22 protein-coding genes are annotated in these 19,115 nt (G+C 41.8%); 17 read left to right on the top strand and 5 right to left on the bottom strand.

Annotated features, from left to right (window positions below; translation table 11 throughout):
• Positions 1–350: 350 nt before the first annotated feature.
• Genes MRY86_RS08220 through MRY86_RS08205 form a run of 4 tightly spaced genes read left to right on the top strand, consistent with a single transcriptional unit; the run spans position 351 to position 4,545 of the window.
• Positions 351–662 carry a hypothetical protein gene (locus MRY86_RS08220; RefSeq protein WP_293571243.1) on the top strand — a complete coding sequence of 104 codons (312 nt, stop codon included), beginning with the start codon at positions 351–353 and terminating at the stop codon, positions 660–662.
• A complete protein-coding gene (locus MRY86_RS08215; RefSeq protein ID WP_293571242.1) occupies positions 649–2,841 on the top strand; it encodes an erythromycin esterase family protein in 2,193 nt (730 codons plus the stop codon). Before MRY86_RS08220 ends, MRY86_RS08215 begins: the two co-directional genes overlap by 14 nt.
• A 10-nt stretch (positions 2,842–2,851) precedes the next feature.
• The gene (locus MRY86_RS08210; protein WP_293571240.1) at positions 2,852–3,829 is read left to right on the top strand and encodes a histidine kinase; all 978 of its coding nucleotides are present in this window, start codon (positions 2,852–2,854) and stop codon (positions 3,827–3,829) included.
• Positions 3,826–4,545: a LytTR family DNA-binding domain-containing protein gene (locus tag MRY86_RS08205; RefSeq protein ID WP_293571239.1), complete on the top strand. Its 720-nt coding sequence runs from the start codon at positions 3,826–3,828 to the stop codon at positions 4,543–4,545. Before MRY86_RS08210 ends, MRY86_RS08205 begins: the two co-directional genes overlap by 4 nt.
• Positions 4,546–4,717: 172 nt before the next feature.
• On the opposite strand, the gene MRY86_RS08200 is transcribed toward MRY86_RS08205, so the two are convergent.
• The 4 genes from MRY86_RS08200 to MRY86_RS08185 form a co-directional block, all read right to left on the bottom strand.
• Entirely contained in the window at positions 4,718–5,626 is a 909-nt protein-coding gene (locus tag MRY86_RS08200) for a DUF2807 domain-containing protein (RefSeq protein WP_293571237.1), read from the bottom strand.
• Between the two features lie 65 nt (positions 5,627–5,691).
• Positions 5,692–6,063, bottom strand: coding sequence for a GntR family transcriptional regulator (locus MRY86_RS08195; RefSeq protein WP_293571235.1), 372 nt, complete (start codon positions 6,061–6,063; stop codon positions 5,692–5,694).
• Positions 6,063–6,833, bottom strand: a complete 771-nt coding sequence (locus MRY86_RS08190) for a hypothetical protein (protein ID WP_293571233.1) — start codon at positions 6,831–6,833, stop codon at positions 6,063–6,065. The genes MRY86_RS08195 and MRY86_RS08190 overlap by 1 nt, the downstream gene beginning before the upstream one ends.
• 4 nt (positions 6,834–6,837) lie before the next feature.
• Positions 6,838–7,689, bottom strand: a complete 852-nt coding sequence (locus tag MRY86_RS08185; protein ID WP_293571232.1) for an ABC transporter ATP-binding protein — start codon at positions 7,687–7,689, stop codon at positions 6,838–6,840.
• 431 nt (positions 7,690–8,120) lie between these two features.
• Between MRY86_RS08185 and MRY86_RS08180 the strand changes: the two genes are divergently transcribed.
• From MRY86_RS08180 to MRY86_RS08120, 13 genes are all read left to right on the top strand, one after another.
• Entirely contained in the window at positions 8,121–8,996 is an 876-nt protein-coding gene (locus tag MRY86_RS08180) for an RNA polymerase sigma factor (protein WP_293571230.1), read from the top strand.
• A gap of 93 nt (positions 8,997–9,089) precedes the next feature.
• Positions 9,090–9,557, top strand: coding sequence for a hypothetical protein (locus MRY86_RS08175; RefSeq protein WP_293571228.1), 468 nt, complete (start codon positions 9,090–9,092; stop codon positions 9,555–9,557).
• Between the two features lie 277 nt (positions 9,558–9,834).
• Complete coding sequence (locus MRY86_RS08170) at positions 9,835–10,401, top strand: cyclic nucleotide-binding domain-containing protein (RefSeq protein ID WP_293571226.1); 567 nt, start codon at positions 9,835–9,837, stop codon at positions 10,399–10,401.
• Positions 10,402–10,454: 53 nt separating this feature from the next.
• Positions 10,455–10,928: a hypothetical protein gene (locus MRY86_RS08165; protein ID WP_293571224.1), complete on the top strand. Its 474-nt coding sequence runs from the start codon at positions 10,455–10,457 to the stop codon at positions 10,926–10,928.
• Between the two features lie 2 nt (positions 10,929–10,930).
• The gene (locus MRY86_RS08160; RefSeq protein ID WP_293571222.1) at positions 10,931–11,299 is read left to right on the top strand and encodes a DUF4345 family protein; all 369 of its coding nucleotides are present in this window, start codon (positions 10,931–10,933) and stop codon (positions 11,297–11,299) included.
• Between the two features lie 208 nt (positions 11,300–11,507).
• Complete coding sequence (locus MRY86_RS08155; protein ID WP_293571220.1) at positions 11,508–13,280, top strand: SDR family NAD(P)-dependent oxidoreductase; 1,773 nt, start codon at positions 11,508–11,510, stop codon at positions 13,278–13,280.
• Between the two features lie 272 nt (positions 13,281–13,552).
• Positions 13,553–14,017, top strand: coding sequence for a Crp/Fnr family transcriptional regulator (locus MRY86_RS08150; protein ID WP_293571219.1), 465 nt, complete (start codon positions 13,553–13,555; stop codon positions 14,015–14,017).
• 90 nt (positions 14,018–14,107) lie between these two features.
• Positions 14,108–14,503 (top strand): DoxX family protein, encoded by a 396-nt coding sequence (locus MRY86_RS08145; RefSeq protein WP_293571218.1) that lies wholly within the window; start codon positions 14,108–14,110, stop codon positions 14,501–14,503.
• Between the two features lie 75 nt (positions 14,504–14,578).
• Positions 14,579–15,022, top strand: a complete 444-nt coding sequence (locus MRY86_RS08140; RefSeq protein ID WP_293571216.1) for a hypothetical protein — start codon at positions 14,579–14,581, stop codon at positions 15,020–15,022.
• A gap of 102 nt (positions 15,023–15,124) precedes the next feature.
• Positions 15,125–15,508: a hypothetical protein gene (locus tag MRY86_RS08135; protein ID WP_293571215.1), complete on the top strand. Its 384-nt coding sequence runs from the start codon at positions 15,125–15,127 to the stop codon at positions 15,506–15,508.
• A gap of 54 nt (positions 15,509–15,562) precedes the next feature.
• A complete protein-coding gene (locus MRY86_RS08130; RefSeq protein ID WP_293564208.1) occupies positions 15,563–15,715 on the top strand; it encodes a hypothetical protein in 153 nt (50 codons plus the stop codon).
• 80 nt (positions 15,716–15,795) lie between these two features.
• A complete protein-coding gene (locus MRY86_RS08125; protein ID WP_293564210.1) occupies positions 15,796–16,605 on the top strand; it encodes a DUF1853 family protein in 810 nt (269 codons plus the stop codon).
• A 130-nt stretch (positions 16,606–16,735) separates the two neighbouring features.
• On the top strand, positions 16,736–18,187 hold the full coding sequence (locus MRY86_RS08120; protein WP_293564212.1) for a T9SS type A sorting domain-containing protein: 1,452 nt from the start codon (positions 16,736–16,738) through the stop codon (positions 18,185–18,187).
• Positions 18,188–18,263: 76 nt separating this feature from the next.
• Here the strand turns inward: MRY86_RS08120 and MRY86_RS08115 are convergent, their stop codons facing one another.
• On the bottom strand, positions 18,264–19,055 hold the full coding sequence (locus MRY86_RS08115) for an SDR family oxidoreductase (RefSeq protein WP_293564214.1): 792 nt from the start codon (positions 19,053–19,055) through the stop codon (positions 18,264–18,266).
• Positions 19,056–19,115 lie beyond the last annotated feature (60 nt).

Here is a 19,115-nt window from a genome sequence, read left to right as displayed (position 1 = left end):
TGATTCCCATGTTCATTCCCGTTGTTTTCATTTATAAAATACTGAAAACCCCAAATAAGGACAAAGATTTGGAGAGGGTCTTAAAAGATCGCAACTTGGCTTGAAGGATGATGCAAAGTCCAGTAAAATGAAGTTTATAGCGACTATAGTTGTCAGGCTATAGGAAAAATGGAGCATTCAGATACCGTATACACCGAATACAAACCGTTGGCGGCAATATTGGCAACCTCCATTCACATAAGAAAATCATCATTTCACACGATTTCCAGATGAGGTAGTCAATCTAAATTTAATTCCTGTTTTATTTCTCGGAAGTTTGAAGTGTTCATTCACATTTAAACTTTGGAAAAATGAAAGCATTAATTTTGATTGTCGCCGTTTTAATCAGCTCGATTGCCGCAAATGCGCAGCAGCGTACTGAGCCCAGCCCTCCTGATAAAGAAAAAAAGGAGTATTCCTTCCTGTGGGGGCTTTTTAAGTCGAAAGATTACCCAAAAGGAGAATCCGCAGTATTTGAAATAGAAAAGCCCGAATTTTCAGCGTCTTTTAACGAGTTGGCTGCTGACAGCACAAAGTATGAGATGGAAAGTATCCTGTGGGGAGCAATACAAAGGTCACGGGAGAAGTCTACTTCTGAAAAAGCGCCGAATGATGGAAACTAATTTTATTGAAAATGCTCGTTTAGGTGAAAATAAGTGGTGGCAATATGCATTGAGTATATTGGCGCCAGTGCTGGCTATCATTGTGATGAATCTGGTAATCCGCCAGATCCTTCCTGCAATAAAGCCCTTGTTTCCTGATGGCGATTTTGGAAAAGATTTAGGGACCTACAGCCTCATTGCTGTAGTGTTTGGCTTGGCACTGCTTGCTTTTCTGATTGCGGCAAGCAAGTTGCATAAAAGGCCTGCAAAGTCTTTCCTCACCACACATGAAAAGTTTAGTTGGAAGTCCTATTTTTATGGCTTCAGCCTTTGGGGGCTCTTGCTGTTGTTAAGTTCTTTACTTTTGGATTTTGAGAGGTTTCGAGCTTTTTTGGAAAGTTTCAATTTTTTCCATTTTTGGGTGTTACTTCTGGTTGGTTTCGTTTCTATTGGTATTCAGTCTTTTTTTGAAGAGCTTGTCATACGTGGATATTTTTTGCAAGGGCTTTACCTTCGTATTAAAAATATCCCTTGGCTTATTACTGTGAATGCCTTGATTTTTGGTGTCCTGCACTTCGGCTATGGTCTTCATAATTTTCTGTATTCTTGGTTATTTGGGGTTGCATTTGCTATGATCGTTATTTTTCAAAACAGGATAGAATTTGTTTCGGGAGCGCACAACGCCAATAATTTGTTACTTGCCTTAGTATTCTTGGATTTGTCAGAAGCCACTAATGAAGGATTTAGTTGGTCAATCAATTGGACCGAATTTATCGTGGACACTGTTGGGCTTTTGTTGCTTGTCGGGTTGGCTTATATGTTTTCAAAACGGAAACCGGCAAAAGCTAAATTGGATTACCCCGGGAAAAGTGCTATTGCGCTTTTGGCAATCACCTTCCTATGCTCTGCAGAAGCGTTCTCTCAACCAACTCAGCTTTCTGATCATTGGATAGATGACAATGTTCACATCCTAAACAATGATTCAACCCATGCAGGAAAGTTTGATTTTTTGAAAGATGAAATCTCAGAAAGACGAATCGTATTCCTAGGAGAAGCTACACATTTTGATGGCAGTACATTTGAAAGGCGTTCCGAAATTGTAAAATACCTCGTAGAGGAAATGGACTTTGAGGTTGTACTATTTGAAGCCGGTATGTTTGATTTAATGGTAGCAAATGGTGAATTTCAAAAAACCCATGATGCCCAAAAGATCAGGAGTGCTCTATGGAATTTTTGGAAGACAGCGCAATGGAATGATTTCTATTCTTTCATTGAAAAACACAAGCAAGGCGGCCACTCGCTTCAATTTGCAGGTTTTGATTGTAAATTCAGTTCTTCTTATGGCTTTGACAATCACAACTACAGCAAATTTCTTGAGCAAATCTTCAAGGATAAATTCCCGGAAGTGCTAAGCAACGAAGCGTATAGAGAGTATATCGCAATTTGGCAGGACATAGAAAATGGTTACCAACAAAGTGGAATTAAAGGTGGATTATCTAGGATTCGCTTTAAGATGACCGAAGAGGAAAAAATCAAATTTAGGCAGTTAAGCCAATGGATAGCAGGACAATTGGTGGAGATTAAGGAACACACCGTTGCTCAGATGGTAAAAAGTAATGACGAGGGTATTCTTGCCTATTCTGATCTTCGACTTTTGAAAATGATATTCAATAAAAAAAGCATCATTCCAATAAACAACCGAAGAGACGAATTAATGGCTGAGAATATAATCCATCTTCTCAAAAATGTTTATCCTGATAAAAAGATTATTGTTATAGGAGGATCCTATCACTTTATCCGGAATAACAACTTAATTGAACCTTTGAAGATTCAAGGTATCCCAATCCCAGAGGCTACCATTATGGGTGATTTGATTTACGATGATTTTATTGACGAAATTTACACCATTGGCTTTACTGCTTTTGAAGGTGAATACGGTCTTGTGAAACCCAACAAAAAGGGAACTTCTGTTAAATCCCCGAGTCAAAACAGCCTCGAATTTCAACTTGCAAGCAAAGGTATAGCGCAAGGGTTTGTTCCGCTGGCACGAGCTGAAAATGAGCCTTTTTTCTCAGAGGGCACTTCATTGCGTTTGTTTGACCATCAATCTGCTGCAACTTCCAAAAATTGGAGCAGTATAATTGATGCAGTAGTTTTTATTAAAACGGTATCCCCTGCACAAGAAATAGCTAATCCTTGAATATGGTAATATGAAAAAAGCAATGGCTGTTTTGCCTCATATCCTCTTTTGGGGCGCCTTTACCCTACTGTTTTGGTTGCAGAACCCTGATGCAGAATTCCAGGATTACGCTAAATGGTTTTTAGTCCTCGGGGTTGCGGCTGTAGTCGTGTATGTCAACCTTTACTATCTGCTTCCAACCTACTTTTTTAGAAAAAAATATGTCCTCTATTCAGCGGGACTTGTTTTTGTCATTGGTCTTGGGGCTGTAGGTTTAAGATTTATATTTCTTACAGGAGATAATTTATTTACCTCGTCCGCATTTGAGCATTTCACAAACCTCTTTTTCTTTGTTTTAATCACAAGCTCTTTTAAATTTTCAAGGGAATATTTGAAAAAACAAGGTTTGCTACTGAAGTCCGAAAATGCGCAGCTTAGAGCCGAACTCTCTTTGCTAAAATCGCAGGTAAGCCCTCACTTTTTATTCAATACACTAAATAATCTGTACGGTCTTATCGTACAGAATCAAAATCAGCAAGCCGCTGAAGCCTTATTGCAACTCTCTGACCTCATGCGATACCTGCTGCAAAGTAGTAAGGCGGACAAGGTACGTTTGAAAGAAGAGATTCTTTTCATTGAAGACTATCTCAATCTTGAAAAAATACGGCTAAGCAAAAATGCGGATATTAAATGGGAGGTGTCCGGGATGGACAATGAAACCGATATAGCTCCATTACTTTTCATACCGTTGGTTGAAAATGCCTTCAAACACGGTCTGCATCTGGTCTCAGACAAAAGCTTTGCCCATTTCTCCCTTTCTCTACAGGGTAATGACCTCTTTTTTGAAGCTCACAATTCATTGGGCAAAAGCCTGGAAAAAACTCAAAAAAGCGGTACAGGCTTAGATAATCTGCGGAAGCGATTAAAGTTAGTCTATCCAAATAACCATCAGCTTGAGACGGAGCGTACTGAATCATTTTTTAAAGCGACTTTACACATTGAACTATGAGATACCAATGCTTAGTAGTAGACGATGAGCCGATCGCCCAGCAGGTTCTAGAAAAGTATATTAACCAAATTGATGCACTTCATCTGGTGAGCAAATGCAACAATGCCTTTGAGGCTATAGATGTTTTACACCAAAAAGAGATCGATATTTTGTTTCTTGATATTAAAATGCCATCACTTTCTGGCTTGGAAATGCTCAAGACTTTGAAAAACCCTCCACATGTGATTCTTACTACAGCATTTTCTGAATTCGGGGTAGAAAGCTACGAGTATGGGGTTACAGACTATTTGCTTAAACCCTTTGGATTTGAGCGTTTTCTGAGTGCTGTTAATAAAATTATTTTGAAAAAAAATGCCCCTTTAGAACAGGACAGGCCCCGGGCACCAAAAAGTGCAGAAGCTACTTTTATTTTCTTCAAAGCCGATAAAAAAATCCATAAACATTACTTCAGAGATATACTCTTTATTGAAGGAAGTGGAAATTATGTCAAGGTTTATACCTTGAACAATAAACCGCTAATGGTCCTGGATAAACTGAGCGACTTACAAGATAAATTACCTGAAAAGCGCTTCATAAGAGTCCATAAGTCCTTCATTGTAAACGCTTCGTTTATTGAAACTATAGAAGGGAATATGATTAAAGTGGATGGTAAAATGATCCCGGTATCGGCCACTTTCAAATATAATGTAGAGCAGCTGATTAAAGAGAACAAATAAATATAAGTTGCTGCATATTTTGGCCCCATTGCCCACCTTATTCCGATTTGGCTCCCCCCCTTGCATATTCCGGAGCGACTGCCCCCCTTGAGGTGAATAACCTGCCTGTGTAGACTTGCGTAAAAACATGACAGTTTCAAATCACACCCAACTTATGAGGTATCAATATTCTTTATTCCTGAATCGACTCCAGCGTTGCCGACTTATGTAAGTATTTTCCAGTGATCGTAGGGTTGCCACGGTAATTAACCGTTGAGAATTCATCTGCTCTTACCTCCAAGTCTCCGGTGACGTAGAGCGAAGCGCTAGAATGATTTCGCGTGTGTATTTTAGCCTCAACCGCTTGTAATTCGGCGATATCGATTTTGCAAAACTCTTCTGTGTTGACCTCCACACTTTTTGTTTGGCCTTTTAGTTTCAGGTCTGAATGGTTTCTGGTTGTGATGCTTACTTTATCCGCATCGATGGTTTCAATATTGATTTTGCTGAATTCCTCCGCTTCGATATTGGTATCACCAACATCCCCCAGGATTTCCAAGGTGGCGTTTTTTTGAACATGCACTTCAAGTTCTTTCGTTTGTAGCTTCAAAGAGGCGTTTGCGAACTCATCCAATTTTATTCGGAATTTTTCGCTGATCACTTCGTCCTCCAAAACGACAGTTGCGTGGTTGCCCAGGTCGATGCCTTCTAAAGTGGGCACAGCAAGGAATAACTTGATCGCCTGAGTAGGATTGAGGTTTGTGTTATTCATTTTATCAACTTTTAGCACGCGCTTATAGTCGTCCTGTCCAGTGCTTGCGTAATAATTGTCATAGCTGGTACGCAATAAAGCCTGGATATTCTCATCCGTTTCTATTTCTAATTTCGCCTCGCCTATGGTGACATACACTTCAAAAAATTCCTCAACTTCCAACATGGAGATATCTTCGATTGGGTAATCTATTTTGGTGATTTTTCCACTGCCCTTTATGCTGTTTTGTTCGATGGTGACCAGGCTGCTTTTCGCAAAAATCAAAATGCTTAGGATGGACAATCCCAAAACGGAAATAGCGGTTAAAAGAATTTTATTACTGGTTTTCATAATTGTTTAATTTCAAAAGTCAATTGATGATGAGCATGCGCCAGGACTTGGAATTTTGATCTGCTCTAATTCTGATGCCCGTTTCTAATGCGGTGATAAATACTTTTCAATTCATCGAAATCAATATCAAGCAACTCCATGGTCTTAAACACTTCCGGGAGGTATTGGGTGATGAATTCCTCCCGTCGGAGCATTGTGGTTTTCTGAGTAGCATCATCCGCTACGAAGTAACCGATACCCCGTTTATTGTAGATGATCTCTTGTTCTTGCAAATAAGAGTAGGTACGCATGACCGTATTGGGGTTGACCTGTATCGTTGCAGCCATTTCGCGCACCGACTGTATTTTTTCGCCCGGCTTGATTTTTTCGGCAAGAATGTTCTCGCAGATGTAATCGGCAATTTGGACATATATCGTTTTAGTGTTCTTGAAATCCATTATACTTCTCTTTCTTTAAGTTTGAAATAAGCAACAACCCAAAAAAGCGGCGCGAGAACAAACCAGAAGATATGCTGCAGTACAGGCCATGCGGTGAACTCAATGAAATTTTGGAAGTTCTTGCCTGGCATTACCTGCACATTATCAACCGGTGTGAATACGCCATCGAAGTATTCAGCAAAAAGTATCCGAAAGATTATCCACATTATTCCCCCAAAAACGAGTACCAGCAAGAATAGTGCAAAAAGCGTCTTGAAGAATGCAAACCGATTAAAGGCGATAGCTCCGAGTATAAATATGGATTGGATAACCAGGTACAGCTTGATCATAAACAGGTAGAAGGGGGCTACCGGATTAAATGGTAGAAAAGAATAATTAAAATATGCTGCGATGACATCGGCTACCTGTGCAAAGACCCAATACAGAGCGGTGAATAGAATAACATAACCTAGAGAAGTAATCAAAAGCTTCATGGTTAACTTCTCAAAGATCGAAGAAGGCAAGCTAAGGTATTGCATGCGCTGTTCTTTTTGATTGAGTTCGTTGAAGCTATTGCTGGTGAAGTAAAAACCACTACCCAGTAAGATCATGCTGTACCAGACTTGGTGAAAGTTAACGAAATCCTGACCCTCTGCCATGATAGCGGCGTTGATGGCCAAAAAAACAAAAACGACACTGGCCACGATCAAAGTCATGCGGTGCCCACTAAAAGTTTCTTCGCGGAAGAGGTGCATGAACCTGGGGAAACTAAAAATTTGATTGGTAGTCATGATATCATTGAGTTTTTAGCGTTCGGTGAAAAAGCTCCTGCACGCGGGCTTTGCTTTGCACGACGGCATTAAATAGCACTTCGAGGTCAACTTCCGTCTCTTCCCCATTCAGGTTTGGCGTAACGGCTAAATAACCGCCCGGTGTTCGTTCGGCGTAAAGGGCATCGCCAATCAGGCTCTCATTGTAGTGTACCCCAAAATGTAGCTTGTTGGTGATCTCTTCAATATTGGCATTAAAAATGATCTTGCCGTCTTCGAGGATAATGACCGGATCGATCAGATTAATCATGTCTCTAACCTGATGGGTCGAAATGAGATAACATTTGTCATCATCAATCGAACTGGCAATTAGTTTTCTAAACTTACTTTTAGAGGGGATATCTAAGCCATTAGTCGGCTCGTCAAGGACCAGCAAGCTGGCATTTGTTGCTAAACCAAAGCTTAATAGGACCTTCTTTTTCTGACCGTAAGAAAGCTTATGCATTCTTTTACTGCGGTCAATCTCGAACTCGTTTAAGTAGCTGTCAAATTGCGCTGCGCTAAATTTGGGGTAGAAGGCAGCATACACTTTTTCAAAGGTGTTGATCTTCATAGCTGGTACGAAGTATTCCTCAGGTATGAGGTAAAGGTCTGCCAAAAACGCAGGTTTCCGATCCGCCGGATTGTAGCCATTAACGGTTAGCCTGCCGGTTTTTGGATAAGCTAATCCAGCGATTAACTTGAGTAAAGTTGTTTTTCCTGCACCATTTTTACCCAGCAACCCACAAATACTGCCGGATTGTAGATCAAGATCTAAATCACTGAAAAGCGGGCTCTGTTTTTTGTAGTGAAAATTGAGTTGCTCTATTGTTATCATCACCTTATTGATTTAGTGTACTACTTACCTAGTACACTACAAATGTACACAAGAATATTTGATATAAGCAACCTTTCCTAGATTTTTTTAGGCCTTCTTTTCTGAGGGCAGACTAATTTTTGCAAATCAGAACAGATGGGTGGTCCTAAATCTGATTGAAATAAGTTCGTACGTTAGGATTTGCTAAGGCAAGAGGGTACCTTAGAGATAGTGGAGCGCGATTCCAGGAAAGAGTTGACGGTTTGGAGTGATGTAAAGGCTTATACTATGTTGAGAGCGTGGACCTAATTAAAATAAGGACCTGTCCCCCCCCCCCGCAGAAATACGGGGCAAGCTCTGGCACAGCGGGCGGGCACAATTCCTTGATTGTCATGACAAACCTGCTCCAAACATAGCCTTAAACGAGTTAGCGGCAATTTAAAACCAGCAAAATGAATCCATTCAAAAGTACATATAGTTCTGACCAAACGGACAAGGAACTTATCCAACAGGTTTTGGACGGGAAGGAATCCGCTTTGACAACTCTTGTAGCAAGACACCAACCGGTTATTTATAATCTTGCTTGGAAACTGACAGGGAATACTTCGGATGCAGAAGACCTGACACAGGAAGCTTTGATAAAAATAATTTCAAATTTAGGCACCTTCAAACAAGAAAGCTCTTTTACCACCTGGGCTTACAGAATTACTAAAAACCATTTTTTAAACGACCAAAGAAATCCTCCTGATATTTTCGCCACCACTTACGAAGAATTAGGAAGAAGACTGGATAGTGCTGAGAGTACAGAGTTGACCTCAGAGGAGCGACTCATTAAAAGCGAAGAAATCAGGGAAGTCCGTCTGCAGTGTTTATCGGGGATGCTCCTTTGCCTGACCAAAGAGCAACGAATGATTTATATCATTGGAGAAATATTCGGAGCAGATCATACGGTAGGTTCAGAAATCATGGAAATAAGCAAGACCAATTACCGAATGAAATTGAGCAAAGCCCGGAAAGACTTGTACAATTTTATGCAAAACAAATGCGGATTGGTCAATAAAGCCAACCCTTGCAGATGCCATAAGAAAGTAACCTTCGCCACAGAAAATGGAATGGTGGACGCCAAAAATTTGCTATTCAACCGAAAAGAGTATTCAACATTCAAAGAGCAATTGGAGCCTGATGCTGATTTTTTGGTGGATGATTCTGAATTGAAAATTGCAGCGTTGCACCAAGACCATAGCTTTAAAACCACCTTTGACAAGAAAAACTTTCTCCTTGAAATTTTTGAAAGTGCTGATTGGAAGAACCGCCTGAACTTGAACTAAAAAAAATTTCTTCAAAGTCTTTACACATCTCTGATTGCATTGTCTATAGAGGTAAATAAAAAACGCCTTATGGACAATTTTACTATTATCAATTTGCAGGCCATCATCGGCACGATCAGTATTATCCTTGGATTCAATTGGTGGATTAAACCACGCTTGGCCAACCTTTCCATTCATGATGCACTGCTGCCTTTTGTGTTTCTAAATGCCTTCCGGTACCTGGGTCTGCTTTTTATGGCGAAGGAGCAGTTTTACGATGGCTTTCCAAGTCAGTTTTTAACAACTGTAGGACTTTGGGACCTGGCCACTGCCATCCTTGCCATTATCACATCCATCGCATTGAAAAGTAAATGGAAATTTGCCATTCCTTTGGTTTGGGTATTCAACATTTTCGGATTTGCCGACTTGATTACTGCATTTCCACAATTTTTCGGCTTAAAGCTATACGATCAGAACTTAGGCGTGATTTGGCTAACCTTCGTAACCTATGGATTGGCTGCTTTCCTTAGCCATATCTATATTTTTATCAGATTGATAAGACCGAACCCCATTACCAAGTGAATTTAATAATACAAACAACGATGAGCAAGCAGAGCAGACCTAAGATCATATATGTCATAGTTGCCTTAACTGTGCTAACCATTACCAGAGCACAAGCCATTTTGTTGCTCCCTACCCTCAATATGTTTGGTGGAAGCAAGTCTTTACTGCGCTTACTGCCACATTAATCTTTCAGTTAATGGGGATTTATCTGCTTTTTAGGCGCAAAGTGATCAATCATTTTGTTAGGACTAAATCACCAGAGTAACAAATGTAAAAATGAGCCTGTTAAATGGTAATGAGAAAATACATTGAACATATTGCCGGAAAGATGCCAGATAAAGATTGGCAATTGTACAAGCAACACCTAAAAGCTGTCAAGTCAAAAAAAGGAGAAGTGATCCTTGGCTTACAAAAGCCCTGCAAAACGATTTGGCATATGACAAAAGGTGCAGTTAGAAAGTTTGAAATGGATAATGGTATTGAAAAGACCACACACTTTTACGTAGCACCCAAAGTGTTTACTGTTTTACATAGTGTACTTACTGGTGGGCCGAGTGACCTTTCTATCATTTGTGAAGAAGATTGCGAGTTTCTAACCTTGGACATTGATCAACTTGCCGATCTGTATCAGCAATCCATTTATATTGAGCGGGTTGGAAGAAGAATGGCAGAAGAGGAATTCATTGAAGAATTTAGTATGCGTAGGATGTTTCTCAAACTGGATGCCTTACAGCGCTATGAATACATGGAACAAAAGCACCCAGAAGTACTCATGCGTTTTCAACTCAAAGACGTGGCAACTTTCCTGGGGGTGACACCCGAAACGCTGAGTAGATTAAGAAAGATGAGGTTTTCCGCTTAGACCGCTCCGAACTTATCATTTATCAAGTGGATTGAGCCAACCGGGTCTTACTTTTGAAAAAAAGTAATAAACCATTCATGAGTACTAGCTCCTTCAAAAATCCGCTTGCTAAAACCCTGCCACGCCAGATAAGAATTGGCGTCTGGGCAAGCTTCATATCGGCTGGAATGTTAATTGGTATCGGCATTTTTTGGGTAGCTCACCCTGCGGCTGCCGAAGGTTCCTTTTCCATAGTTCCAGATTCGGATGCAGCCATCCGGTTCTCGAAAATCCTCTCCATTTTCAAAGCTGTTGGTGATGTTCTTCCACCCATCTTCGTTTTGTTGGCTATCTCTTTTCGACAATTCAGGTTGGCAGGTTATTTCCACTTAGTTACCCTTTTGTTGGTGATTGCAGTGGATGTGTTTGTTTGGGGCAGCTTCGTACCTAATGCAGGAGCACGCGATATTTTGCAGCATATTCCCTTTGCCATACCCATCATTATTGCGGCTTATTGCTTTCTCAAACCCACCTCTAAAATTTCCTGATAATGCTTCTATTCATTCGTGTTTTCCTCATCCTTTATGGGTTGATAGCTATCGGAACCGGTGTTCATGCCATGACGGGCCCGTATGACCCTGCCATAGAGCCGATGGCTGATAATTCTCATCGATTCATCGCTGCCATTTGGGCATCTACCGCCTTGGGGTTTTTCTATTGCGTTTGGGATCCTTCAGAAGTGATGCTATTTCGATTTTTAATGATCGCTTTATTCATCGGCGGGATCGTAAGGGCGGCAGCACTTATTCATTATTCACCAACGCCTGTTATTTGGGCAGTGATCCTTCTCGAATTAGTCCCAACTCCTATTCTTTGGTACATGCATTCAAAACTTTTGATCACAGGAGCGCTTAACTAGGATTTGTGGATTTTCAAGATTTTTTATCAGAAGTCTTTACACCTGGAGACTTTAGGTGTCTATACTATCTAATGACATGAATTCATGAAAACTGGACGAGAAATGATATACCGACCGACCTAAGCAACAAAACGTATATCATTACGGGTATCAAATTTCGAAAATGACCTCCCGGGTCTTCCTTCTTTTCTTAAAAAAACAATGACAAATGGTCACATCCAATCAAAAAGTATTGATAACAGGCGGGAGTTCAGGTATTGGACTTGCGCTGGCTCAAAAGTTTTTAGAAAATAACAATACCGTCATTATTACCGGCAGAAATTTAGCCAAACTTGAAAAAGTAAAGGCCGAGAACCCCAAAGTCCACTTTTTCCAAAGTGATGTAACTTCTGACGCAGAAGTCAGAAAATTGGCAAAAGATATCGACCAACAGTTTGGTGGAATTGATGTGCTGATAAACAATGCAGGCATAATGCTATTGCTTGATACCGGCCATGAAGCAAACGATTTAACAAGACAATTTGCTGAAATTGATATAAATTTCAATTCGCCGATTCGTTTGGTGCATTATTTTTTACCACAATTAAAGAAAAGCAAAGAAGCTGTTATCGTCAATGTTTCTTCGGGTTTGGCCTATGTTCCATTTGCACAAGCACCTGTCTATTCTGCCACAAAATCCGCTTTACATTTTTGGACAAGAAGCATACGGCTTCATTTAAAACCTCATAATATAAAAGTGTTGGAATTATTGCCTCCGGTGGTAGATACGCCTTTGGCTCACGGGGCAGACATTGCAGAGGACGATAATTTAAAACCAATGCCTCCGGAAAAATTAGCCCAAGCATTTTGGAAAGGCTACATAAACAGCAAAGAAGAAATTACGCCGGGCATTTCTACCCAGCTCAAAATAATGAGCAGACTTGCACCAAAGTTTATATTCAAGCAATTAAATAAAAAGCCCATTCCTAAAAATACAATCGTCAGAACACTCTTTTTAGCATGTGCCGTTTTGTTTTGCTCCAACCTGAAAGCACAGGACCCTTATTTAGGCAAAGCAACCAAGGTTGAAAAAGGTATTTCGGCGGAAATGCCATTCGAGTCAAAATTCATACAACTTGGCGACGAAAAAGTACATTATGTTGAATCGGGCGAAGGCGACCCAATCCTCTTGCTTCACGGACTGCCTTCAAACCTGTACATATGGCGAAATATCATCCCAGATATTGATGAAAATAAAAAGGTAATTGCATTAGATTTTCTGGGCTTTGGCAAATCGAGCTTCCCCTCCGATAAAAATGTATCTGTGGAAGTACAGTATCAGATGCTGAAAGATTTCATTGAAGCCAAGGGACTAAAGAATATAACCTTTTGGGTTCAAGACATTGGTTCCATTGCAGGAATGCTCTATACCATTCGTGAGCCACAAAATGTAAAAGGCCTTGCGCTGTTTGAAGCCCCATTTATGCCTGCAGATGTGATGTATGACCAATTGCCATTCAGCTTCAAAGCTTTTATGAGGCTTACAAGAACTCAGGAGGGAAACGAAAAATGGATGGTAAAAAGAAACTTTGCCGGCAAAAAACTATCCACTAATTTCTTTGCAGGGAGAAAATTGCCAAAAGAGGCTTACGAGTTCTATTCCCAACCTTGGGATGAGGAAGAAAGAAGGTACGCTATAACAAACGGCCCTGATCCTGCTTCTCTGTCATTTACCAAAGGAAGAGGCGAAAGTGAATTTGCCGATTTGCTGACCTATATTTCAAATGGCATGAAAGAATCAACAGTTCCAAAACTTTATTTCTATGCCAAAAAGGGTTTGGTAAACAGAAAAGAAGCGGTGGAATATGCTATGGAAAACTTTAAGAATGCGACGTTTCACTATCTGGGAAAAGGAAAACACTTATTAACTGAAAGCCACCCGAAGCAAATGAGCACTGTATTTAGTCAATGGTTTAATCAACTCAATGAACAGCAGGATTAAACAGGCAATGTCAATCCTCGCTATTATTGGCATAAACGCTTTTTCTTTTAAAAATGTATATTACCTCCCGAAAATAAGTGCCAGTAAATCCGTTACAACACTTAGACGATGTTTGGAGCAAATGAAAACTGATGATCAAAGAGTTGTGCCCGACTGCTGTGCCAGGACGGCCGGCAGGATTATGGCAAAAATAGACAAAAGCGCGCTTGGCAGAGTCTGCCCCGCAGCTTGCGTAGTCAAATAAGCATACGAAAAATGAACCAAAAAAGAAATTGAAAAGATTACAAATCAAAAAAGGACAAATTCTACAAAGAAATGGAGACTTGAATAGCAAAGTTTATCATGTTCAATCAGGCTTGCTAAGAAGTTATTCAATTGATAATAAAGGCAGAGAGCACATTTATATGTTTGCACCTGAAAATTGGATTATTGCTGATAGTGTCCCCCCCCAAACCCCTTGTGACTTATTTATTGATGCTTTGGAAGATTCAGAAGTCATCCAAATAACAAAAGATAACGTATCTGTAACGGACACCCAGAAGCTTATCAAGCGACTTGAAATTCTTCAACAAAGAATAATCATGTTGATGAGTGCCTCTGCCATAGAGCGCTACGAGCATTTTATTGAAACATATCCTGATATTGTACAAAGAGTCCCACAAAAAATGATTGCCTCCTACCTCGGCATCACCCCGGAGGCTCTTTCAAGTGTGAAAAGAAAGCACCGGGTAAAATAATTCCTTCCTAATACTTCATTTCTTAATCTACATTAATGTATAGGGCTGCCTAGTCCTATACATTTGAGTTTTAATCAAAAATAAATTGATTTGATACATTCAAAAAGACTTCACATTGCGCTGTGGATAGCTCAGGGCGTATTAGCTGCAGCATTTATTATGGCAGGATTCATGAAAACTACAGCTCCGATCAATGAGTTAGCGGCAAACGGAATGTCATTCGTTAACTCCTTTTCTGAAGGAATGATACGTTTTATAGGAATTAGTGAACTACTTGGAGGTGTTGGTTTAATACTTCCTGCCTTGTCAAGAATCAAACCAATACTCACACCAATCGCGGCTATAGGATTGGCTGTAATTATGATTTTTGCCGCTATCTACCATATTTCTGTAAGTGAACCGCCAGTGCCAAATATCATACTATTTGCTCTTGCATCATTTGTGGCTTGGGGCAGATTAAAAAAAGAACCAATACTATCTAAATAGCCGTTAAGCTATACATTGTTTCTTTAACACTTGTGCATTAAAATAGTGAATTTTTAGTTAAAAAATCAAATCTAAATGAAATCTACATTATTTAAATTAAGTGCAGTATTATGGATTATTTGGGGACTTGTCCATATTCTTGCAGGAGTAATGACAATGAGAGGTATTTTGACTGGAGACATAACATCTTCAGTTTCTGGAATTGCAGATGCCGTTGACTCAAGTACATTGCAAATGGATTATTCAAAGGCATCTGGAGCGATTATTGGGCAACACGGATTCAATCTTTTCTGGATTGGTAATGTAACTTTCATCTCAGCTTTTTTTGTATGGAAAGGAAATCGAAATGCGATTTTTCTTGCAGCTTTAATTGGTGGCTTAGCAGATTTAGGATATTTCCTGTTTATGGACTTGGGCGGATTTGTGAATTTCGTGCCCGGAACAGTTATGACCATAATCTCCGCATCTGCAATAATTTTTAGTTTTTATTCTTATTACCTGGCCCAACACAAAAAATAGAATACGACTCCTAATCATGTAATTTCTTCTATGCCTTTAGCTATATTGTAAAACGAAACGCTCGAAACCAAAAGATATGACTCCATTTGAATTAAATCAAAAATGGAAAAAGACATAATCGGCCTTCATAAGATTTGGATAGCTACTGAAATTTCGGATAGATGCGGCATTGTTAAATTTTGCTCTGATGACATTGAAGTCTCACCAACCGCCGGGCACCACATTAAGGGGAAAGCGAATTTTCTGAATTGGCTCAGAGCATCAGACAACGGAAGTATTTTGGAAAGTATCGAAATTTCAAACCGGCAAGTTGTTTGTGGGCATCAAACCGGGTCTCTAAATGCTGATTTTAAGACTACTATAATTACGGAGGATAATCAACGGCAAATTATTTATGGGCAACATAGGTGGCATCTGATTATGGAGGACGGTGCCTGGAAAGTAAATAGGCTGACCTGGAAAATCTACCCACACCCGAACCGGTAACTGTAGCACTGTAATCGAATGGCAAATCAGAAAGCTAAGCATCCCAAAAAGCCAATGCAATACATCGCCAAAAGCCTCTCCAAAAAGGGGAAAGTAAAAAATGGAGACCACTTCGGCTTTTACGAAGATGAGCGGGTGCAGATTGCCTGCGTTGCGGACGGTGTAGGTGGGAATGCCTGCGACTGGAAAGCATCGGAACAGGTTTGATGATCTGACGCTTATGCTGCTGAAGAGTGGAATCTAAACCAATATGAAATTAATTAAATCCTTCGTACTTTCAGCAAAGTATGAATGTACGCACCCAGCAACGTTACCACGGCTGCCTAACCACCCCACCCCTCTGGGAAGGCACCACGGTATCCCCCTTCCGGCAAATAGCGCTTTCTCTTAGCCCTGAGCCTTTGGAGGAGACAGCTGCCTTTGATCAACACCGGCTCGGCAAACTGGCGGAGGCGTTTGTTTTTCATGCGCTAAAAAAACGCCCTTCGGTTTCCTGGATTTGCGACAACCTGCAAATGCAGCAGGGCAAACGGACGATGGGTGAAATAGATGCCCTGTTTTACCTCCAAAGCCAGCCCGTTCACCTGGAAGTGGCGTACAAGTTCTACCTGCTCGACACCCTGGAAGAGCACCATACGCCCTTAGCTCCCTGGATTGGGCCCAACCGAAAGGACCGCTTCGTGCAAAAACTGGAGAAGCTGCACCGCAAACAATTCCCCCTCCTGTACAGCGAACTGGCCAACCGTTACCTGGAACGCTACGGGCTGACTTCCGAGGCACTGGAACAAAGGCTATGCTTTAAGGCGCAACTCTTTTTGCCTTTTCAGCAACAGGAACTTGACATTGCCCCACTTAACCCGGACTGCATTGCCGGCTTCTACCTGACCTTTTCCGAATTGCAGAACTTCCGGAATGCGGCATTCTTTATCCCACAAAAACCGGACTGGCTCATCACGCCCCACCCTCAGGTACAATGGCTCCCCTTCCCCGATGCCTGTTCCATGCTAAAAGCCGAAATAGATAGGAAACGCTCCCCCATGGTTTGGGTCAAGCAGAAAAATGATGAAATCATTAAATGTTTCGTTGTTTTCTGGTAAGCATTGCTCCCCCCCGGATAAGCTCTTCATCGGTCAAAGCCTGATTTTCGTCAAATCCTGTTGCAGCAAACTGTAAATTCAAGTATTTTGGTAACTACTATTTTTTCACAAGTAAATCACCTGAATACAGATGAAAAACACTTACTTCATTCTCTTACTCTCTTTGGTTACCTCATTTACCGCGCAGGCTCAGCTTCAGCCCGGAGCATGGGCTACGCCTTTCACACTCACCGACATTAATGGCAACGACCATCGCCTTTACGACTACCTCAGCGAGGGCAAACCCGTCGTTATGATCATCTCAGCTGCTTGGTGTGCCCCCTGCTGGGCTTTGCATACAAGCGGCGTGATGGAAGAAGTCTATGAAACTTATGGCCCTGAAGGCAGCGACGAAATCATGGTCATTTTTGTGGAAGGCGACCCGAATACGACCTACGAACAACTCACGGGGCAGGCAGGCCCCTCCCAGGGCAATTGGGTCAATGGCACCCCCTACCCTATGATAGACGTGGAAAACTTCCGGTTACAGGCGGCCTATGGGCTGCAAGGCTTCCCAACGGTAGTCATGATTTGCCCGGATATGCAAGTCAAAGTACCACAGATGTGGTCTGGCCCTTCCAACTGGTCTGTCAACTATGTCGTCAACCAGGCTTTTTCCTGCGAAGATGAGCTTTTGCTGGAGCAAGATGCAGCCATTCACACTTTTGATATCGGGAACAGCTCCTGCTACGATGGCTCGGTTGGGGCCAATCTATACAATTCCGGCAGTGCACCATTGACTTCTGCCACGATAGAACTCCGGCGCGAAGGCGAGCTGCTCGATACTTACGAGTGGACAGGCGAGTTGGCTACGGGTGCAGAAGCCCCCGTCTTGTTTGAAAATGTAGACCTAGACCCAGGGATAAATGCATTCACCCTTTCTCTGGCGGCATCAGATGATGATCTGTCAAACAATGAAGTGGCTGTTCCCTTCATCAAAGCACCAGAAGTATCTCTAAACCTGGACCTTTACATTCAGTCTGATAGTGATGCAGAAGACCACAATAACCGCTGGCAAATCGTGGATGAGAATGGTAATATCGCCGCCGAAGGCACGCTCGCCAACAGTACTTACGAAGAAATCAGCCTCTCGCTCGAAACCGAAGGCTGCTACGAAATACGCTTCTACGATGAGGAAGGAGATGGCCTCAATGAAGGCGGCTTCTTCCTGCTATTGGATGAATTTGGCAACTCTGTTTTAGACCTTAGCACTTTCTTGGGTTCAGAAGTTGCAGTGAAGTTTTTGGCTACAGCCAATGTAAGCAGCACCCGAAGTAATGTGGAACCGGTGACAGAGTGGTCCGTTTTTCCAAATCCTGCAACGGACTTGGTACAGGTGCAGTATGTTCTGGAGGAAAGCAGCCCGGTACAACTCAACTGCCTGAATGCAATGGGCCAGGTCCTCCAAACTCAGGAGTTTTCGGTGCGCTCTTCCGGCACACATCATACAGCGTTTGATCTGAGCAGTCTGCCGGGTGGATTGTACCAGATTCAAATTACTACTCAAAAGGGTACGAGCACAAAAAGTGTGGTCAAGCAATAAGTAAATCCTTATAACAAAGCCCCGGCAGAGATTTCTGCCGGGGCTTTGTTAATTTGCAATACAGCAACTTGCTGCACTAATTTACATCCATGCCCCGCACAACCCGAGACAACACACCGGGCAGAAAACGCTTCAGGTAAATGCCCATAATCTCCTTGCCGCCGATGTAGGCCTCTTCTTTCTTTTTATAAATCGCCCGAAGTGCTTTGCGGGCGAAATCATTGGGCTCCAGCCCCTGCTTAGTTGTTTGCGCCATCTTGTTGTTGGGCGAACCGTCACCGGTCAGGGCGTTAATGCTAACATTGGTATGTACGTAGCCCGGACAGATCAGGGTCACTTGGATGTTTTTGTTATAGACTTCGGCCCTGAGGCAGTCAAAAAAGCCATGCAGTGCGTGTTTGGACGCCGCATAGGCTGACCTTCTCGGCGTACCTATTTTGCCCATCACACTACTGATGGCCACAATTTGCCCCTGCTTTCGGCGCAGCATATAAGGCAACACTGCCTTCGTGACTGCCACCGTACCGATAAAGTTGACATCCATAATCTTCTGATCTACCGACAAATCGGTGTCCGCTACAAGAGAACGCTGAGAGATCCCCGCGTTATTGACCAGCACGTCAATTTTCCCAAAATGATTGATCGCCCTAGCAGTAATACCGGAAACCTTATCGTATTCCGTGACATCCATCGGCAGGAGCAATACCCGGCTGCTACGGGGGCAATTTTGCTGCACGCGCTGCAATTCCTGTTCGTTACGGGCAGACAGCACCAAATCTGCTCCGTGCTCTGCAAAGGCATAAGCCAAATGCTCCCCTATCCCGGAAGAAGCCCCCGTAATCCAAATCACTTTGTCCTTAAAATGCATGCCTGGTTTTTTTTGCAAATTAACCGAAAAAAGTCGAATCCTCAGATTCTGCTTCTAAAT

The sequence above is a fragment of the Phaeodactylibacter sp. genome, assembly GCF_022763345.1.
Classification (GTDB): Bacteria; Bacteroidota; Bacteroidia; order Chitinophagales; family Saprospiraceae; genus Phaeodactylibacter.
This window is presented reverse-complemented; position numbering and strand designations above follow the sequence as displayed.